Consider the following 19,503-nt stretch of genomic DNA (forward strand, 5'->3'; position numbering starts at 1 on the left):
GCCCGCCCCGCCCGCCCCGCCCGCCTCCCCCGATGCCGCCTCGTCTTGTCCGGCGAGGTGGCGCGCGAGGGCCTCGATCGTGGGGTACTCCCACAGGAGCGTCGGCGGCAGGTTCGTCCCGAGCCAGCGCTCCAGGTCCCCCACCAGGCTCACGGCCTGCTGAGAGCCGAGGCCATGGCGCGAGAACGGCTCACCCACCCGGATCGCCTCGCGGCGAGCTCCGAGCCTCCCCGACAGCTCACCGAGCAGCCAGTCCTGGATGGCGTGCGCGCTCCTGCGCACCGCGGTGCTCGCGCCTCGATCTCCCTCGGGGAGGGCTGCTTCTCGCTTCACCGGTGCGTTCACCCAGCGCAGCGTCATATCCAGCCGATCCGCGAGGAAGTCGGCCTGACAGCTACTCCGCTGGATCTTGCCGCTCGAGGTCTTCGAGATGCTCCCCATGCGGAGCAGGCAGATCGCGTGCACCGAGATGTCGTGGTGTTCCGCCACGGCCTGCCGGATCGCATCCAGCACGCCTTCCGCGCTCTTTTGCGACTTCACCTCGGCGACGACGACGAGGCGCTCCTCCCCGTCCACCTCGACCGAGAACGCGGCGCTGCAGCTCGGCCGGATGTCCTCGTGGCATTGCTCCACGGTCCACTCGATGTCCTGCGGGTAATGGTTGGCCCCGTGCAGGATCACCACGTCCTTGAGGCGCCCCGTGATGTGCAGCAGCCCGTCACGGAAAAAGCCGAGATCTCCGGTGCGGAGGAACGGTCCCTCCCCCGTGTCCGCCAGACGGGCGCGGAAGGTCCGCTCCGTGTCTTCCGGGCGCTGCCAGTAGCCGTGGGCGACGCAGGGATCGGACACCCAGATCTCGCCGACTTCATCGGGGGCGCAGCGCCGCCGTGCCTCGGGATGGACGATGAGCACCTTCTCGCAGATGGCCTGACCGCACCCCACGATGCGCAGGTCTCCGCGCGCCTTGTCCCCCTCCACCACCCGGTCGCGCTTCAGCGCGTCCATCCTGAAGGCGGGCGCATGGTCCGGATCCCAGGCGCTGGTGGAGACGACGAGCGTCGCCTCGGCCAGCCCGTAGGTCGGGTAGAAGGCACTCCGGCGGAACCCGCACGGCTCGAATGCCTCCGAGAACCGCTCCAGCGTCTCCCAGCGGATGGGCTCCGCGGCATTGCCCGCCACCTGCCAGCTCCGTAGATCGAGCCCGTCACGGCGGGACGGCGGCACCTTGTGGACGCAGTGCTCGTAGGCGAAGTTGAACCCCTCGCTGTGCGTCACGCGGTGCTTCGAGATGGCGCGGAGCCACCGCACCGGCTGCTTCAGGAACGAGAGCGGCGACATCACCAGGCACGGGGCCCCGACGTAGAGGGGCTCAAGGAGACCCTCCACGAGGCCGTAGTCGTGGAAGTACGGGAGCCAGGTCAGCGCGACGCTGTCCGGCGTGTACCCGAGCGCCCGGCGCAGCAGCTCGCACTGATGCAGCACGTGCTGATGGCTGACCATCACCCCCTTGGGCGTGGACGTGGACCCCGAGGTGTACTGGAGGTACGCCAGCCCCTCCCCGTCCAGCGCTGCAGGGCGCCATTCCGTCGCGGTATCGTCGGAGAGCGTGTCCGTCCCGAGCCAGCGCACCTGGCCCAGCTCCGGCGTCGCCGCGCAGTGGCGGGCGGAGGCGCCCATGATCTCCGCGGTCGAGAGCGCCACCGTGGCGCCTGCATCCCGCGCGATGGCCTGGATGCGTGGCAGTGTCCGCTTCAGCCGCGCATTGTCGATGGGCGGGGCGGGGACCCCGATGACGCCGGCATAGAGGCACCCGAAGAATGCCGCAACGAAGTCGATCCCCGGTGGATAGAGGAGGAGCGCGCGCTCGCCCGCGACCCCCGTCGATTGCAGCCATGAAGCGATTGCGCGGGCGCGGCGATCCAGATCGGCATACGACAGTTGCGGGCCATCCGCCTCGCCGTCGATCAAGAACGTGTATGCTGTCCTGTCACCCTCGTCCTTCGCGCGTCGGCAGAGGAGCTCGACGAGGGTGGCGTCGTGATGGCGCATGTAGATACCAGGCTCGCAATCGAGCGATCAATCGGCCAGGAGTTTGCCGCAATTGAACACGGCACCTCAACTCGGTCAAGGATGCCGGTATGGTCCGGATTCCGTGATTCGTTCGTCTTCGAACGAGTGTCGCTGCTACGTGCAGCCGCCGTGGCAAGAGCCGGGCCGCCGTCGACATCGGGGAGATCGCCGCACCAGATGATCCCCCGGCATTCGGGTTGCGCAATGTTGGCGCTACTGGAGCACACCCTGCGCGACATGCACCGGAGAGAGCCTCCGCCGATCCCAGGCCACAGGGGATCTCCTCCCCACCCTCGCCTGCAGCACATGCCCGTTCGCGCGTGTTCACCTTCATTCACCGTGGATCTTTGAGCGCCGCAGGCCAGCCGCCGCGTGACGGCATCGAGGCTGGCGAGCTTCTTGCTGACCGGCGCTGGAGCTGATCTCTCCTCATGAGGAGAGGCGCGGAGGACAGCACGGGGCACCACGCGCAGACGTCTCCGGAGCGCGACGTCGATGACCGACTTCGAGTGTCTCGGGCCGATTCCCGCATGGAATGGACCCCACAACCTGATGGATTTGCGCGCCGCACATCGCTATGGATGGTCGGAATCGTGACGCTGATCGATATGGAGCATGCTCAATGACCACGAGGTCAGAGAATTTCGATTTGATCGTCGTCGGTGGTGGTCCCGGGGGCTCGACCCTCGCCTCCTTCGTGGCGATGCGCGGTCACCGCGTCCTCTTGCTGGAGAGGGAGAAGTTTCCACGCCACCAGATCGGTGAATCGCTGCTGCCCGCCACCGTGCACGGCATCTGCGCGATGCTCGGGCTCACCGACGAGCTGCGGCGCGCCAACTTCCCCATCAAGCGTGGCGGAACGTTCCGCTGGGGGAAGGAGCCCGAGCCCTGGACGTTCGGCTTCACGCGCAACCCGGAAGACCCTTATGGCTACGCCTACCAGGTGGAGCGAGCCCGTTTCGACGACATCCTCCTCAGGAACAGCGCGCGCAAGGGCGTCGACGTGAGGGAGCAGCACGAGGTGACGGAGGTCCTCTTCGAGGGCGACCGCGCCGTCGGTGTGCGCTTCCGCGACGCGGAGGGCGCCGAGCACGAGGCCCGCGCGAGGTTCATCGTCGACGCCTCGGGCAACCGCACCCGGGTCTCCCAGTCGGTCGGAGAGCGCGTCTACTCGAAGTTCTTCCAGAACGTCGCGCTCTACGGCTACTTCGAGAACGGCAAGCGCCTGCCCGCGCCCCGGCAAGGGAACATCCTCTCGGCGGCGTTCCAGGACGGGTGGTTCTGGTACATCCCCCTCTCCGACACGCTCACCAGCGTGGGCGCCGTGGTGTCGCGGGAGGCTGCGGAGGCCATCAAGGACGGGCACGAGGCCGCGCTCTTCCGCTACATCGAGCGCTGCCCCATCATCAAGGACTTCCTCGCGCCCGCCACGCGGGTGACGAGCGGCAAGTACGGCGAGATCCGGATCCGCAAGGACTACTCGTACTGCAACACCCGCTTCTGGAAGCCGGGCATGGCGCTGATCGGCGACGCAGCCTGCTTCGTCGATCCGGTGTTCTCCTCGGGCGTCCACCTGGCCACGTACTCGGCGCTGCTGGTCGCCCGCGCCGTCAACACCTGCCTCGCGGGCGCGATGAGCGAGGAGCGGTGCTTCAGCGAGTTCGAGCAGCGCTACCGGCGCGAGTTCGGCAACTTCTACCAGTTCCTCGTGGCGTTCTACGACATGAACCAGGACACGGACTCTTACTTCTGGTCGGCGCGCAAGATCGTCCACACGGAGGAGAGGGCGAACGACGCCTTCGTCCGCCTCGTCGCGGGCCGGAGCCAGATGAACGAGCCGGCGTTCCAGGGCCTCGCGGAAGGGTTCTTCTCGGCCCGCGAGGGATTCGGCGCCTGGTTCGGAGAGCTGGTGAGCGACCAGGAGAAGGGCGGTGGCCGTCCACCCGTGATGCCCGCGCGCGCTGCGCGCGACGGACGGGAACAGGAGTTCGAGCCCGGGGGGTTCATGCAGGGGTTCACCCGCGAGATCAGCGAGCTGCAGCACCTCGCCATGTTCGGCGCCGATCGGGCGCCCGAAGCACCTCTCTGGTCAGGGGGCCTCGTTCCCTCGAAGGACGGCCTGGCCTGGAGCGAGGTCGCGCGTCCCTGACCCATTCGGGCCAGGGCTCCCCCCAACCCCTCGGTGGTTGCCCCGGGCAGCCACCTCCGCAGATCCCATCAGCGAGGTCACCATGTCGACGGACGTTCTCGTGATCATTCCGGTTGAGCCGCCCATCGCCCATTTCGCGGACGCTGTCGTGCGTCAGACATCGGGCGGGCGCCTTCACATGCCGCTCACCCAGGCCTTCCACGAGCTCGAGGAGTACGTGGGGGCGGCGCTCGCCCTCTACAAGCCCTCGCAGCGCCCCCAGTTCGGCGGGGAGATGTGGCCCCCCGTCATCGGCAACAAGGCGGCCGACTTCCTCGCCAGCCGCGCGGCCCAGCCTCCGCGGCGCACCCTCGCGTCAATCACCCTGGCGACGCACCTGGAGCACGCAGGCCTCCGCTGGGAGGTGGTCGACCCCGGGATGCAGGAGCTGCACTTCTGGAGGAACCGGTTCAAGCAAGCGCGGGCGAACAACCCGCGGGCCATCGCCATCTGCACGACCTTCATCGTCTGCGAGCCCTGGCTCCGCGCCCTCTGTCACATCATCCGCGAGACGCTGCCGAACACCAAGATCATCATGGGCGGCTACTACTACGCGGTGAACGTGAAGAAGTTCCTCGCGCTCGACGCGGACATCTTCTGCGTCGGCGAAGGAGAGCACCGCCTCCCGGCCATCGTGAAGGCGCTCCGGGGCGAGGGCTCGCTGGAAGACATCCCGGGCCTCTACGTGCGCCGGCCCGACGGGGGCACCACCCACACGGGCTCCGTGGAGCAGCTCGACATGAACGAGCTGCCGATGGTCGACTGGAGACTGAGCACGAGGGTCGAGCCCCCGATCGACCCCGCGGAGACGCCGGTCGCCACCTGGGTGGAGACGCAACGGGGCTGCGTCTTCAGCTGTGAGTTCTGCGACTACCGGACCATCCAGACCCCGGCGGTCATGACCACCGAGCGCGCCGCGGAGGCGATCCTCGCCGCGGGCGTCTCGCCGCGAGGCTCGGTGCGCATCACCGACTCGACCGCCACCTTCCCGCACAAGCGCTGGGAGGACCTGCTGCAGAAGGTCATCGACCGGGGAGGCTCGAAGGCGCCCCTCTGGTGCTTCGCGCGCGTCTCCGACATCAACGACCGGAGCGCCGAGCTGATGGCCAAGGCCGGCGTCCAGCACATGTTCATCGGCCAGGAGAGCGGTGACCAGCGCATCCTCGCCGAGATGAAGAAGGGCACCAACGTGAAGCAGGTCATGCCCGCGGTCGCGTCGCTCGCCAAGCATGGCCTGAACGCCACGTTCGCCTTCATCCACGGCTTCCCTGGCGAGGACGACGCCTCCATCAAGGCGACCCGCTCGCTCATCATGTCGCTGAACGACGGCCACCAGGATCGGCCTGTGGCCCTCCTCTACCTCGCCCAGCCCCTCGTCCTCTTCGATCTCGCGACGGTCAGCCAGCGGCAGGAGATGCAGGGGGTCGACCACTGGATGGCCTACGACAGCGCCCGGTTCCCTCCGCAGCGCGCCCTCGCGGAGGTCCTGGAGACCGTCATCCAGGTGAGCCGGGTCCCCCACGCGCCGGCCTACCTCCTCATGCCCGGCACCTTCCCGGGCTACTGGGAGGAGTACTTCTTCTTCTCGCCGCACCGCTACGAGATCTTCCGCTGGCTGAAGGCTCTCGAGCGCGGCGTCGCCATCTTCCTGGAGCGCGACCTCGCAGGCACCAAGCCGAACGACGTCGAGCTTTCGCGCCTCAAGCGGCAGCTCCTGGCGCAGCGGGAGGCACTCCCGCGCTGGCGCTCGGCGGCGGAGCGGTTCGGGGCCAGGGCCCAGCGCGCGCTCGTCCAGCGGCTCACCAGGGAATGGACGAACGAGTCGAACACGGGCCCCGGCACCCTCACCCGCGGGCTCATGGGCCTCTCCGTGCTCCGCGACACCCGCAACCTGCAGCTCGCCCGCGAAGCGCTGCGGACCGGCGTGTACCCGACGCTCGGCACCGTGAACCTCAAGCACTCCGATCTCGACGCCCTCGCCGCGGATCTCCGCGACGAGAGCCTGGGCGCAGGGCACCGGCGCCGCCAGGTGGCCGCAGCGCGCAAGGCCTTCGTGCCAGCCACCGCGCTCACCCGCCGCGCGCCTGCCGCGGAGCAGGCGGAAACCAGCGTCGCGGAACCGACCCCGGGCGAGGTCGTCTGACGCGATCTGTCCGGCGGTGTCGTGGGGGCTCGCGCCCCCACCGCGTGGCTCAGGGCAAGTCGACCAGCTCGTGAATCGTGCCTTGCACCCTGCCGGGTGACCCGAACCGGCGATCCTGGCGATTCTCGCGGGTGATGCGCATCGACAGGCCATGCTTCGGCCCCATGAGAATGCTCCTCACCTGGGGCGAGACGATGGCGCCCGGCGTGAGCGTGAACCGATAGCGTTGCACGAGCATCGACAGCACGACGCGGAGTTCCAGCGCTGCGAAGGTCCCGCCAATACAAGCCCTCGGCCCGGCGCCGAACGGCAGGTATTCGTAAGGTGAGGGCCGCTGCGTGCTCCAGCGCTCGGGCTGAAACCTCCTCGGCTCGGGGAAGATCTCGGGATCGTGGTGGGAGACGAAGGGGCTGAGAATCACCGTCGTCTCCGGGGGCAGCGTGCAGGTGCCGAGCTTTGCCGCCTCCGTGGTGCTCCGCAGGAACAGGAGCGGCGCCGCGGGCAACAAGCGCATGCTCTCCTTGACCACCGCATCGAGCAGCGGGAGCCGCGCGAGCTGCTCGACGGTCGGCGCCGCCCCCTGCAGCGTCGACGTGAGTTCCTCGACGAGGTTGGCCAGGATGGTCGGGTGCTGCGAGAGCAGAAACAGCGTCCAGGAGAGGGTATTCGCCGTCGTCTCGTGACCGGCGATGAACAGCCCCGTGGACTCGGCGATAAGCTCTGCATCCGTCAGGGCGGAGCCGTCCTCGTCGTGCGTGCGAATGAGGATCGAGAGCAGGTCGTTTCCCTCCTCGCGGCTGGCGCGCCTCTCCCGGATCAGCGCCGCGATCTCTCCCTCGAGCTGCAGGCAGAGCTTCATGAACCGGCGGTACGGGAGCCCTGGCACCTCGAACGGGAGGAGCATGATGCCGAGGGAGGTCAGTCCCTCCAGGAACTGCATCCCGATCCGGCCCAGGTTCGCCGCCTCCCCGGAGACGTCCAGCCCGAAGAGGCATTGCAGCGCGATGCACATGGTCAGCTCGGTCATCTGGCCGGCCACATTGACCTCCTGGGTGACGGGCCAGCGCGCCAGGAACCGCTCGGTGACGTCCACCATCTGATCGCGGTACGATTCGACGCGGGCTTTGCTGAAGGCGGGCATCATCAGGCGCCGCCGACGCCGGTGAGCCTCACCGTTCAGCGACGGCAGCGACATGGTGAGGCGGAGGAGCGGGCTATCCGGAGAGGTCTTGAACAGCGGCTTGGTGTAATTGACGAACAGCTTTGTATCCGTCAGCACCTGGCGGTGGTTGTGCGCCCCGAAGAGGCAGACCATGGTCGGGGCCTCGCGGGACAGCACCGCGATATCCCCGTAGTCCCGGTGTAGCTCTCTCACCGTTTTCAGCGGATCCCGGAGGAAACGCAGGAGCTGGGGCTTCCACCCCAGGAGCGGAGCAGGTCGTGGCCCCGGCAAGGTGTGCAGGTCGAGGCTCTGGTCAGGGTTCGTCACCCGCGCGATAATGACATGAATTCACCTGAATGTCCTGATCACGATCCTGCATTGGCAGGCGCTGCTTCCGGGGCGCGCCTCGGGTCACGCGCGTCAGGGGGCGTCCATCAGGTCGCGGAGCTGCAGGAGCTCCTGATCGACCCATCCCTGCTGCTCGGCGAAGGCCGCCTTCCGGAATGCCGCATCCGGGGCGGCGCAGCGCTCTGCGACGCTCACTCCTTGAAGCTTGCCGACGAGAGCCCGTGCTTGCGGAGCAGATCGTAGAGGTCCGTGCGGTTCCTGCCGGAGAGCTTGGCGGCGGCGCTGACGTTGCCGTTGGACCGGCGGAGCACCTCGACCAGGTAGGCGCGCTCGAAGGCGTCGCGGGCGGCGCGCAGCGGGGGCAGGGGAGCGCCAGGGTCGCCGAAGGCCAGGCTCATCGCCTCGCTTCCCGGCTCGGCCCCCGCGGAGACGTCGGCTTCCTCGACGTCGACCTCACTCTGCTGGCTCTCCCGGCTGTCGACGAGCTGACGCGCGGGGGGGACCAGCAGCGCGCTGAGATCCTCGGGCTGGAGCCGCTGACCGCGGCAGAGCAGCACGGCCCCCTCCATCACGTTGGCCAGCTCCCGCACGTTGCCCGGCCAGGGGTGGGCGAGCAGCACCTTCAGGGCCTCGGGGGAGGGCTGCGGCTCCGGCAGCCCGTGACGCGCCGCCGCGCGCGACAGGAACACCTCGGCGAGGAGCGGGATGTCCTCGGGGCGGTCGCGGAGCTTCGGCATCACGATGGGGACCACGTGCAGCCGGTAGAAGAGATCCTCGCGGAAGCGCCCCTCGCGCACCTCCGCGAGCAGATCCCGGTTGGTCGCCGCCACGACCCGGACATCGACGTCCTCCTCGGTGGCGGAGCCGACCCGGGTGAAGCGCCGCTCCTGGAGCACCCGCAGGAGCTTGACCTGCACGGGCGGCGGCGCGTCGCCGATCTCGTCGAGCAGCAAGGTGCCGCCGTGCGCCGACGCGAACAGCCCCTCCTTGTCGCGCAGCGCCCCCGTGAACGAGCCCCGCACGTGCCCGAACAGCTCGCTCTCGAGCAGCTCCGCGGGGAGCGCGCTGCAGTTGACGGCCACGAAGGGCTTGCCGCGCCGCGGGGACAGGTCGTGGAGCGACCGCGCGGCGAGCTCCTTGCCGGTGCCCGACTCCCCGAGCAAGAGCACGGTGGCGTCCGACGGGGCCACCCGGGAGATGATCTCGCGGGCTGCGGCGATGCGATCGCTCGTCCCGAGAAGCCGCATCTCGCCGCTCTCGGCGCCGACGATGCGCCGGAGCCCCGCCACCTCGCGCCGGAGCTTGCCGCTCTCGACGGCGTGGGTGAGCTTCTGGAGCAGGTCGTGGTCGTGGAACGGCTTGGTCAAGAAGCCGTAGGCGCCCCGCCGCATCGCTTCCACGGCCGTCTCGATGGTGCCGTGGGCGGTGAGGATGACCACCGGCACGTCGGGCGAACGCTTCTGCACCTCCCCGAGCACGGTCAGCCCGTCCGTGTCCTCCAGCCGGAGGTCGACGATCATCGCGTCCACGCGCTCACGCCCCAGCGCCTCGATCCCTCCCTTTCCGGTCAGCTCGGTGCTGACCCGGTAGCCGTGGTGCTCCAGGCGGAAGGCCAGCAGCTCGCAGAGGTGAGGCTCGTCGTCGACGATGAGGACGTGAGGTCTGGAGGCTGAGGTCATGAAAGGGCGGTGGCCGGCTGGAGCGCCGCGGGGGAGTCCGCGGTGGTGAGCTCCACGGCCAGAGGCAACCATAGCCGGAACGTCGCCCCGGCCCCTACGGTTCCTTCATCGAGCTCCAGCTCGCCCTGGTGAGCGCGGGCGATCTTGCGGGAGAGCGCCAGGCCGAGGCCGATGCCGACCCGCTTCGGGGAGTTCGCGACTGGCTGGGTCATGAACTCCTCGAAGATCGTCTGCCGCAGCTCCGCGGGCACGCCCGGCCCCTCGTCGCTGACGCTGATCTGGACCCACGGTCCTGGTCTCGGCGTCCCCTCGTCCGTCACCAGCTCGCGCCGCAAGAGCACGCGCTGCCCCGCCTTGGAGACCGAGATGGCGTTGCGCAGCAGGTTGGCGACGGCCCGCTCGACGAGCGCCACGTCGAGGCTGCACGGGGGGACGTCGCCCGGCGCTTCCACCTCGACCTTCACCCCGTGCTCCCGCGCCTCTTCTTCCTCGTCGCGGACCGCGTTGCGGATCAGGTCGTCGATCGTCGACCCCGCCTGGAGCCGGATGGGCGTCCCGGCGCTGAGGCGGGACAGATCGAGCAAGGTGGTCACCATCCGGATCTCGCGCTCGCAGGCCACGCGGGCGATGTGGAGGATGCGCGCCTGGCGCTCGGTCATGCTCCCGCCGCCCACCCCGTCCTGGAGCAGCGCCAGCGCTTCCCGGATCTTCGTGAGCGGCGTGCGCAGCTCGTGGGAGACCGAGGCCAGGAAGCCCTGCTTGAGCGTCTCGATCTCCGCGAGGCGCCGGCGCATGATCTCGATCTCGTTGCCGAGATCGCGCACCTCAGCGGGGCCCTTCACCTCGGCGCCTGCGTCGAAGTCGCCCTTGCCGAGACGCTGGGCCGTCGAGCCGATCGCGGCGAGCGGCTCGGTGACGGTGCGCGCGATCTGGTGGGCCAGCACCGCCGCGAGCACGCAAGCGGCGAGCGCGATGGCGAAGCCGCTCGACAGCCCCGAGGCGCCCGCGCTCCGCGCGTCCTCCTCCTTGGCGCGGAGGGCGTCGTGCAGCTCGAAGATGCGCTGGATCCAGGCGTCGGTGAGCTGCTCGTCGAGGCGCTCTCGCTCGGTCTGGATCGCCTGCGCCACGAGCACTGCGCACGTGCCGCCCGCGACCACGCGCCGCGCGAGCCTCCGGTATCCTTCGATGGCCGAGCTCATCGTCCCGCCCGCGCGGCCCGGCGACGCATCGAGTTCTGCGTCGAGCGCGTCGAGCCGCTGCTTGAGCTTCGACCCCACCTCGTCCCAGGGCACGCCTTGCGCGCACGCATCGTCGCCGTGCCGCATCGCCAGCTCCACCGCCCATGCTGCGCGGTGCAGCGTCGCCTCGCGCCGCAGGCTCACCGTCTCCCCGCCGAGGAGCGCTTGTACCGACGAGGTGAGGCTCGCGAGCGATCCGAGGACGACGGCGAGCGCGCCGAGCATCACCAGGACCAGGACGGAGTGGGAGAGCACCAGCCGGGTAAGTAGGCGCATGGGCGTCTGCCACTATGCCCAATCCCGCTGTCGAACGCACGGGACGATGGGACTAACTGCCTGATTTTCCTGCTGATTGTCGGGGCTGTCGTGTGGGGGTTCCCCGACACCGTCGGTGCTTCCCCCCAGGTGTCTGTCGGAGATCCCAGACGCCCGTTCGGAGCCTGCCCCGGGAAACTGCAGGAAGTGCGCCTGGCACGTCTCGTGGAACTGCGTGTGGGGTGATGACGAATCCGTCCGCCGAGCAAGCACCGTCCTCGCCTGGTTTCTGGCGTCCGATGTGGACCGACACCCTCGCTTCCTGGCGCGAGATGGTGGCGTCGAAGAGTGTGGTCGACAATCTCCTCAGCGGCCTCACCGTCGCCTTCGTTGCCCTCCCCCTCAACCTGGCCCTGGCCATCGCGTGCGGCCTACCGGCGAGCGTGGGTCTGGTGACGGGCGCGGTCACCGGCACCATCGCGGCGCTCTTCGGCGGCTCACGGCTGCAGGTCACCGGCCCCGAGGTGGCGCTCGTCCCGCTCACCTTCGAGATCCTGCAGCGCCACGGCGTCGCCGGCCTCCTCTGCGCCACCTTCCTCTGCGGCGTGCTCCAGATCCTCATCGGCCTCGCGCGCGTCGGCCGCCTCATCCACGCCATCCCCGTCTCGGTGATCGGCGGCTTCATGGCGGCGGTCGGCCTCCTCGTCTTCAACTCGCAGATCCCCCGCCTCCTCGGCCTCTCCTCCGAGATCCGGCTCGTCGCCTCCATGCCCGGCACCTCGTGGCACGGCCAGGTCGACGTCGCCGCGGTGGGCATCGGCGTGCTGGTGATGGCGGCGACCGTGCTCCTTCCCAAGCTTCACCGCCGGCTCCCCGGGGGTCTCCTCGGCCTCGCCGTCGCGGTGGTCGCGGTGGGCGCCCTCGGCCTGAGCACCGCCTCCGTCGGCCCCATCACCGCCGAGCTGCCCACCCTCTCCTTGCCGCCCTTCCACGGCGTCAACCTCATCGCCCTCTTCCCCGAGGCCATCGCGCTCGCGCTGCTCGCCTCCATCGACTCGCTCCTCGCCGCGGTGGCCATCGACGCCCAGAGCAACGCCCCCCGCCACTCCAGCGACCAGGAGCTCCTGGCCCAGGGCGTCGCCAACGTCGCCAGCTCTCTCATCGGTGGCATGCCGGTCGCGGGCGCCATCGTCCGCTCCTCCGCCGCCGTCCAGTGCGGCGCGACCACGCGCCTCGCGGCCCTCACCCAGTCGGTGACCCTGCTCGGCCTCCTCTTCCTGGCGCGCCCCCTCGTCGAGCAGCTCCCCCTCGCGGGCCTCGCGGGCATCCTGCTCGTCGTCGGTTACCGCCTGATCAACTGGCGCCAGGTGCGCTTCATGTGGAAGGTCTCCCGCTTCGAGGCGGTGGTCTTCGTGATGACGGCCGCCTCGATCGTGGTCTCCGACTTCGTGGGCGGCGTCCTCATGGGCCTCGTCCTCTCCCTCGTGCACTTCGCCCACATGCAGCGCCGGGTCGACGTCTCGCTCGTCACTGCCGCCTCGGACGAGCCGGGCGAGGTCCCGCGCCTCCTCGACCGGCTCTCGCACCGGTCCAAGGCTGGCACCCCGTACTCCGCGGTGGTCCGGGTCGAGGGCCCGATCTTCTTCGCCTCGCACACCGGCCTGCAGTCCCTCACCGAGGGCGGCCCGCTGCCGCGGCACCTGGTCTTCGACCTCGCCGGCGTCCCGCTCATCGACTTCACCGGCATCGAGGCCTTCCGGGCCCTGCTCGTGCGCCTCAAGACCTGCGGCACGAACGCGCTCCTCTGCCGCGCCTCGGAGAACGTGACCGCGCGCCTCTCGGAGTCGGGGCTCCTCAAGCACGTGGTCGATCACCGCGTGTACCCCACCGTCGCCGAGGCCCTGGCGTCGCTCGGCGATGCGCCCGTGAGCCTGGACCCTGGCGCGGCCGATCGCAGCTCTGCCGCGCCCTCGCCGCTGCTCCACCCCCGGAGGACGGCCCGTGCTTCCTGAGGCCCGGCTCGGTCAGGCCCGAGGCTCCTCGGGGCGCGTCGTTCCCGCGCCCGGCGGCGACGAGGCCCGCCCGGCCGCCCACGACGACGCCACGGCGGGCTTCCCCCCGGCGCCGTCGAGCCTCACCACCTCCACCCGCACTGAGGTCGCGGACATGCCGCTGCTCACTGCCCACGCGCTCACCGAGGTCGCCAATGCCCAGGGCCGCGACCTCGGCGAGTCGTGGATCCTCTGCGCGGTGCTGCTCGCGATCGCCCTCGTGTGCGTCGCCTGGTCCATCCCCACCTCGGGCATGAGCGCCGTCTTCGCGCTGCTCTGCCTGGTGCTCATCGGCCTGGAGCACGCCCGGGCGCGCGCGCGGTTCCGCCGCTCGGTGGTGCGCGCCGGCCTCACCCGGGGCCTCTCCGAGCAGGAGGCCGAGGCGGCAGCGCGGGCCCTGGTGAAGGCCTGGGACACCTCACGCCCCGGGAGCTGAAGGGGGCGTTCACCTGAGCTTGCAGGCGACGCCCCTTCGCCTATCCGGCGCCCGTGCGGCCGTGCCCACCCACCCTGTCGAGAAGCCTCTCCGCGATCACCTCGGGGCCCTCCTGGCGCTGCGCCCAGATCTCCCCGATCACGTGCTCCGACACCTCCGCGCGCAGGAGCGCCGACGCCCGAGCGTAGAGACCACGCGCCTGCGCATGCGGCACGTGCTCCGCGCCATACCGCTCCCGCACGATCTCCCCGGTCGCGTGGAACACGAACACATGGAGCAGCTCCAGCGCCAGGCGCGCCGGCCGCTTCCGGCGCCTGCAGGCAGCGCCCAGCGCCGCGGCCAGAGCCCCGGGTTCCTCGCGGCCCGCCTGCATCATCACGTGGGCGAGTTCGTGCAGGATCGCCTCCACCAGGTGCAGCCCCTGGAACACCGCGACGCTCACGACCGTCGGGTGGCTGTAGCCCCCGGTCGGCTCGTGACAGACGGGCACCAGGTGCACCTCGTAGCTCTCGGTCTGCGCCTCGACCCCGAGCGCGCTGGCGAGGCGCGTGAGCAGCTCGTCCTTGTGAGGCGCGAGGAGGGCGTGGGCGCGCTCCAGCGCCTCGACGAGCATCGGCCCATGCTCCGGCCAGCGCTCGGCGCGGTACGCCCCCTCTGCCTCGGCCGTGGCGGTGCCGATGGCGTCCGCGATGACCGCCGCGCGCGCCCGGAGACCGGCGCCGAGATCCGCGCTCGTCGCTGCGCCAGCGGCCCCGAACTCCAGCGCGTTGAAAGGCCCGATCGGGAGGTACACCGCCCGGATCCGCGCCACCGCGACCGCAAACGCGGTGGTGACGTCCACGTCCTGCTGCAGCGGCTGCCGCACCAGATGCATCAGGTGCTGGTAGACCGAGAATGGCAGCGAGTAGCCGAGGGAAAGCGCGGGCGTGGCGCCCGCCCCGAGGACCACCACATCTCTGTCCGGAATCGCGTTCACGCTACCCACGTCGCACCCCCCCTCAGTTGAGCGCCGGCTCCACGCCGCGGCTGGCGGGGTGATCCGAGAGCAGGATGACCCCTTGCTCTACGAGTGCCGCGCAGAGACCCGCCAGACCGGCGCCGAGCGCCTGGATCTGCTCCGGCGTCTCCTCCTGGAACACCTGCGCGAGCCAGGTGAGCACCTCGGCGAAGCTCGCTTCTCCGGTCGCCGCCGAAATGAACGCCGCCGTGGGCAGGTTCACCGCGAACGGCTGCACCCTGCCTCCCCGATCCACCGCCATCAGCGCGTAGGTGAGGCGTGGTTCAACCTCCGTCGGAACGCGGCCCTGAACGAGTTCCTCCATGATCGGCTGGACGTCATGGTCGAGCGCGAGCACGCGGGTGTGCGGCGCCCGCTCTGGATAGACGCGCGTGTACCCCTCGCCGCGCGCAAGCTCTTCGAGGAGCGCGGGGCAGCGCTCTGCCTGCGCGGCGGGGGGCTCGTGCACCGTGGTGTAGCGCAGCTCCAGGCGGGTCATCTCGTAGAGGAGCACATCCTTGAGGTAGGTCGGCTCGTACGAGCGCGAGCCGATTGTCTCCAGGAGGTAATTCCCGAAGGCCATCGCCTCGTCGTACTTCCTCGCCTGCACCGGCGGCGAGGCGTGGTTCCACGCCAGGGTCAGCGGCCAGAGATGCTCGCCGAGCGCCTTCGTGGTGCACGGCAGCGCCTCCACGGCCTTGGCCAGCCGGTTCATGACGAGCAGATCGGCGTAGAGGCCCATCCGCCCCTGATCGATGGCGCGGAGCCGCGCCGCGTCAGCCTCGGAGATCTCGAAGCTGCCCGGCGCGCTGCCGGCGGCGACTGCCGCCCGCGCCTCCCCGTCGATGAGGAGCTTTGCGAATGCTGTCTGGAAAGAGATCTCTGACACGTTTCCCTCCATGCGCCTCGCCGTCAGCCCGCAGGCGCGCGTGGCGCGCTCGGCACCCCGCCGCCCCTCTCCGCCCCGGATGGCCGTGTCACGGCCGGGCGGCCGTGGAGCGGTGTCCACCGCGACGCGAGCACCTCGCGTACCTGATCCAGCTCCTCGAGCAGCTCCTCGATGGGTGGGAACTCCTGATCGCGCTCGATCATCACCGCCTTCAGGTTCGGAAGGCGCGGCGCCACGTGCGCGAGCAGATCGAGCACGTCCGTGGGGACCCGATGGCTGTGGGTGTCGAGCAGGATTCCCTGGTGGTAGTAGCCCCCCGCCAGGTGAATCTGCACCACCCGATCGAGCGGCATCTGGTTCAGGAAGGCGAACGGATCGTACCCGTTGTTGATCGCATTGTTTTGCACGTTCGCGAGATCGAGCAGCATGTAGCAGCCCGACTCGCGGATGACGCACTGGATGAACTCTGCCTCCGACAGCCGCGATGGCGGTACCCGGAAGTAGTAGGAGATGTTCTCCAGCAGGAAGGGGACGTCGAACGCCGCCATCACCTCGCGGGTGTTGCGGATGGCCACCGCGGCGGCCTCCTCGGTGAACGCGAGCGGCGTGAGGTTGCCGATGCTCACGCCAGGCACGCGCGTGAAGCACAGGTGGTCGCTGACCCACCGCGCCCGGCTCCACGCCGCCACCTTCTGCATCTTGCCGACGTACTCGCGGTCGACGGGCCCGTCGGTACCGATCGACAGATCGACCCCGTGCATGACCAGCGGGAACTGCTCCGCGAGCGCCTTCGCCTCCTCCTCCTTGAAGGGCGGCTTGTCCATGTACTGGTCGGTGACCAGCTCGAGGAAATCGATGCGGTGCGCGTTCGACAGCATGGCCCCCTTCAGATCCTGCCTGAAGCCCAGGCCGACGCCGAGGAAGGGGATCTCGTCGAGCGTGACGCTGCGCTTGCCGTCGGCGTTCATCGCGGATCCTGCGCGTCGCCTTCCGACGCGGGCGCCCTCTCGAACGCGGGCGCCCTCTCGAACGCGGGCGCCTCCTCGGCCTGGGGGGCCTCGGGGGCCGGGGCTGCCTCCGGGCCGGGATCGACGGCGATCGAGAACTGCAGCTCGTAGCCCGCCGCATCCGCCTGATCGAGCACGGCGCGCACGCGCTCGGCGCTGACGTTTCCCCGTACCTGGATCAGTGCCTTCTTCACGGGTGCATCTCCCTGGCTCATGACTCCTCCTGGTTCTTTCTCTTGCCATCTCGGCACGTCGTCACACGGTCCCGGCATGTCCGCACCCTCAGGCGGCGGTCTGCTGGTCGCGGCCCGGGGTGGGCTCGAAATCGAGAAAACCCTCCCAGTAGAGCCCCTCCAGCACGGAGAGGCAGGACGAGGACAGGTGCGCCCGGCCTTCCGCCGGGACCTCGAAGATCTGGGCGAGCAGATCGAAGAGCGACTCCGTGGTCTCCGTACCCGCCGTCTCATCGACGAGGCGGATCAGCGTCTCGGTCGCCTCGTTCAGCCGGAGCGGCATCGAGCCGCGCCGGAAGAAGATCTTCACGCCCTCGCGTGAGACCGACACCTGCTCCTTGCGCTCCAGCGCGGAGACGATGGCCTCCACGTCGCAGGCGAACCCGGCGATCTCCCACTCGCCGCGGATGACTGGCGCGAGGGACGCGAGTTCTGTCGCCGTGAACCGCACCTCCCGCGTCGCCCGCTTCTCCCCCGACGTGCTGCTCATCCCTGACCACGCGTGGAGCTTGCGCTCGTAGCGGCACAGCTCCAGAGGTGCCGAGGGCTCCCCGGGCGCGGCCTCCGCGAGGGCCGATTCCAGCGCCCCCCCGACCCGCCCCGCGATTGCGGCGCGCTCTCCGCTGGTTCGATCGACCGGGCTCACGGCCGCCTCCACGGCAGGGCGTAGCTCGGGGCGCAGCGCGCCGTATGTCGAGGGGAAGAGCGCTCCGACCAGCTCGAGCGGCGTCGGCTCCTTCCGGGGCGCGGGCGCCGAGCCCAGGGATCGCGTCGCGGGCGCCTCGGCCGAGACCTCGGTGAGCAGCGACTCGAGCCCGTCGACGTACGCCTTGTACCCGTGCCCGCCGCCGAGATCCTCGAAGCCGCGCCGCCCGATCTGCGCCGCGCGCTCGGGCGACTCGACAGCGAACCGGAGCCGCGCCGCGAGCGCGTCGTGGTCCTTCGGGTCGGGCACCACGATGAGGTTCTGCCGGTCCCGCACCTGGAGCCGGAACATCTGCTTCCGGATCACCTCCTCGGACACGAGCGCGCAGCAGCCCGTCTGGATGATCTCCGAGGGAATGGTGGGCGTGTGCGAGGCAATGGGGAAGTCGCGCTCGAGGAACGTGACCGCCGTGCAGGCCCGGATGAAGCTCGGGATGTTCCAGTGCGGGATGAAGGGCAGCATGCGGATGTATTGCCCGATGCCCGCCTCCGCCACGTAGCGCCAGAATGCCTTCTCCTGCCAGCCGTGCGACACGGCGACCAGGTTGAAGGGCTTGCCGGAGCGGACGACCCGCGCCATCGCATTCACGAGATCGAAGGTCCCCTTGTACACGCCGAGCTTGCCGTAGATACCGATGGTCGGCAGCCGATCGTCGATGGGGGCGTACCGCCCGGCGGCGCGCTCCTCCTCCGTCTGGGTCTCCGAGAGCTCCGCGAGGAAGGCATTGATGTCCATCCGCGGGCCTTCGGGCCGGAAATAGTGCTCGGGGAGCCCGAAGGCCACGCGCGAATCGAGGCGCTCCTCGTCGAGGCCGAGCGAGAGGAGCTGCCGGCGCGACGGCCCGCGGGAAATGATGCGATTGGCCCGCCCGAGCACCTCCAGGTAGGCCGTCTTCAGATCGTCCAGCGGCAGGAGCCGATTCAGATCGCTGCCTGCGTGCTTGAAGACATAGGGGACGCCCGTCCAGGCGCTGGCCAGGTGGGCCGCCATTCCGTAGGGCTCCAGGTAATAGGAAAAGATGACCTTGCAGTCGTGCCGTCGGATGATGTCCGTGGCCATCGTGGCCAGACGGGTGACGGTGGGGTTCCCCATGGGGATGTAGTAGAGCTTCGAACGATCCGGCGCCTCGGTGCTGTGCACCTCGACGCGCCCGCCCGTCTCTGGAAAGGAGCGCGCATACTCGCCGCCCTCGGCGAGATCCGCCGGAGAGATGCGGATCCGGAAAGTCTCCTCGATCTCATTGGCGTTCGTCACCACGAACACCTGATGTCCCCGCTCGGCCAGGCCGCGGGCTGCCCAGTATCCATGCATGCTCACTCCGCCCTGGATTGGGGGGTACTTGCAGATAAAACAGATGTTCATGAATCCATGCCTCTATCGTTGGTCGGTTGAAGGGGGCCGGCGCGACCGGAGTCGCGCGCCTCTGATCGCGCCGCGCCGCTCACGTCACGCGCTGCATCACAGCGGGGGCAGCTTCAGCCCGGTCTCCTTCGCGGTGGCGACGGAGCACACGATGCAGATGATGCAGATGAGGCACACCAGGCATGACGACGCGGTGTGGAGTGAGGTGCCGCTCGATCCTGCCGGTCGCACCGCGCGGAGTTCGAAGCGCACGCTATCGCCGCTCAGCGTCTTCGCGGCCTTGTACTTCTCCAGGTTCACGCTCCCGCGAACTTGAAGAGTGGGTTTTTCGTCCATGATATGGCTCCGTTTCGTTGATTGCGTTGTCACGTCGTTTCCGACGGGTGCGTCAATCGCACCGCCAGTGATACTGACGGCGCGCATGGTGGCCGTCAATGAATCGAGATCGATTTACCGTTGCTCGGTTTCACGGCCATGCGTGAGCCATTTTCAATGATTCCATGGCCCTGGTCCGGAGATGTCATGGCACGCCTGTCTGCGCGCCAGCGCGCCTCTGTCACCCTCACAGCAATGAGGTGGTGCGCTCGTGGTAGTCCAGCGCCTTACGGTCCTGCCCTACGATTGACCCATGACCAGCGATTGAGAATAGCGGGTCGAGGCCCTGCTGAATGCGAGACAATGCGAACAGGCCTGCGCCTCGGGTGACTTCGCAGGGTCGACTACGAATGGTCCAGAGATC

The 19,503-nt window shown here is 69.4% G+C and carries 15 protein-coding genes; 4 read left to right on the plus strand and 11 right to left on the minus strand.

Translation table 11 applies throughout. The features are described 5' to 3' along the window. On the minus strand, positions 1-2,049 hold a 2,049-nt coding region (locus tag CAP_RS40560), incomplete at its 3' end, for an AMP-binding protein (protein ID WP_044251129.1). Between the two features lie 643 nt (positions 2,050-2,692). On the opposite strand from CAP_RS40560, the gene CAP_RS40565 reads away from it, so the two are divergent. Together CAP_RS40565 and CAP_RS40570 are read left to right on the plus strand one after the other, a co-directional pair. Further along, complete coding sequence (locus CAP_RS40565) at positions 2,693-4,219, plus strand: tryptophan 7-halogenase (RefSeq protein ID WP_044251132.1); 1,527 nt, start codon at positions 2,693-2,695, stop codon at positions 4,217-4,219. 82 nt (positions 4,220-4,301) lie between these two features. Further along, complete coding sequence (locus tag CAP_RS40570) at positions 4,302-6,401, plus strand: B12-binding domain-containing radical SAM protein (protein WP_044251135.1); 2,100 nt, start codon at positions 4,302-4,304, stop codon at positions 6,399-6,401. Positions 6,402-6,450: 49 nt separating this feature from the next. Here CAP_RS40570 and CAP_RS40575 read toward each other — a convergent pair whose 3' ends face one another. The 4 genes from CAP_RS40575 to CAP_RS40585 all read right to left on the minus strand — a co-directional run bounded on the left by CAP_RS40575 (position 6,451) and on the right by CAP_RS40585 (position 11,104). Beyond that, positions 6,451-7,890, minus strand: a complete 1,440-nt coding sequence (locus CAP_RS40575; RefSeq protein WP_197041563.1) for a cytochrome P450 — start codon at positions 7,888-7,890, stop codon at positions 6,451-6,453. A 93-nt stretch (positions 7,891-7,983) separates the two neighbouring features. Beyond that, positions 7,984-8,106, minus strand: coding sequence for a hypothetical protein (locus CAP_RS55475; protein ID WP_269325006.1), 123 nt, complete (start codon positions 8,104-8,106; stop codon positions 7,984-7,986). Next, positions 8,103-9,590 carry a sigma-54-dependent transcriptional regulator gene (locus CAP_RS40580; RefSeq protein ID WP_044251138.1) on the minus strand — a complete coding sequence of 496 codons (1,488 nt, stop codon included), beginning with the start codon at positions 9,588-9,590 and terminating at the stop codon, positions 8,103-8,105. The genes CAP_RS55475 and CAP_RS40580 overlap by 4 nt, the downstream gene beginning before the upstream one ends. Beyond that, entirely contained in the window at positions 9,587-11,104 is a 1,518-nt protein-coding gene (locus CAP_RS40585; RefSeq protein WP_081865780.1) for a HAMP domain-containing sensor histidine kinase, read from the minus strand. The genes CAP_RS40580 and CAP_RS40585 overlap by 4 nt, the downstream gene beginning before the upstream one ends. Positions 11,105-11,328: 224 nt before the next feature. Between CAP_RS40585 and CAP_RS40590 the strand changes: the two genes are divergently transcribed. Together CAP_RS40590 and CAP_RS40595 are read left to right on the plus strand one after the other, a co-directional pair. Then, a complete protein-coding gene (locus CAP_RS40590; protein ID WP_081865781.1) occupies positions 11,329-13,095 on the plus strand; it encodes a SulP family inorganic anion transporter in 1,767 nt (588 codons plus the stop codon). Then, positions 13,085-13,570 carry a hypothetical protein gene (locus tag CAP_RS40595; RefSeq protein WP_044251141.1) on the plus strand — a complete coding sequence of 162 codons (486 nt, stop codon included), beginning with the start codon at positions 13,085-13,087 and terminating at the stop codon, positions 13,568-13,570. Before CAP_RS40590 ends, CAP_RS40595 begins: the two co-directional genes overlap by 11 nt. Positions 13,571-13,610: 40 nt before the next feature. Here CAP_RS40595 and CAP_RS40600 read toward each other — a convergent pair whose 3' ends face one another. The 6 genes from CAP_RS40600 to CAP_RS40625 form a co-directional block, all read right to left on the minus strand. Then, a complete protein-coding gene (locus CAP_RS40600) occupies positions 13,611-14,546 on the minus strand; it encodes a hypothetical protein (protein WP_156041599.1) in 936 nt (311 codons plus the stop codon). Positions 14,547-14,568: 22 nt separating this feature from the next. Beyond that, positions 14,569-15,456, minus strand: a complete 888-nt coding sequence (locus tag CAP_RS40605) for a hypothetical protein (RefSeq protein ID WP_156041600.1) — start codon at positions 15,454-15,456, stop codon at positions 14,569-14,571. A 23-nt stretch (positions 15,457-15,479) separates the two neighbouring features. After that, entirely contained in the window at positions 15,480-16,424 is a 945-nt protein-coding gene (locus tag CAP_RS40610; RefSeq protein ID WP_052376822.1) for an MbnB/TglH/ChrH family RiPP precursor modification enzyme, read from the minus strand. Then, on the minus strand, positions 16,421-16,678 hold the full coding sequence (locus CAP_RS53040) for a hypothetical protein (protein ID WP_044251148.1): 258 nt from the start codon (positions 16,676-16,678) through the stop codon (positions 16,421-16,423). Before CAP_RS53040 ends, CAP_RS40610 begins: the two co-directional genes overlap by 4 nt. Positions 16,679-16,745: 67 nt before the next feature. Further along, entirely contained in the window at positions 16,746-18,764 is a 2,019-nt protein-coding gene (locus tag CAP_RS46700; protein ID WP_081865782.1) for a glycosyltransferase, read from the minus strand. 96 nt (positions 18,765-18,860) lie between these two features. Then, on the minus strand, positions 18,861-19,064 hold the full coding sequence (locus tag CAP_RS40625; RefSeq protein ID WP_044251150.1) for a hypothetical protein: 204 nt from the start codon (positions 19,062-19,064) through the stop codon (positions 18,861-18,863). Between the last annotated feature and the right edge of the window lie 439 nt (positions 19,065-19,503).

The sequence above is a fragment of the Chondromyces apiculatus DSM 436 genome (assembly GCF_000601485.1).
GTDB classification, from domain to species: Bacteria; Myxococcota_A; Polyangia; order Polyangiales; family Polyangiaceae; genus Chondromyces; species Chondromyces apiculatus.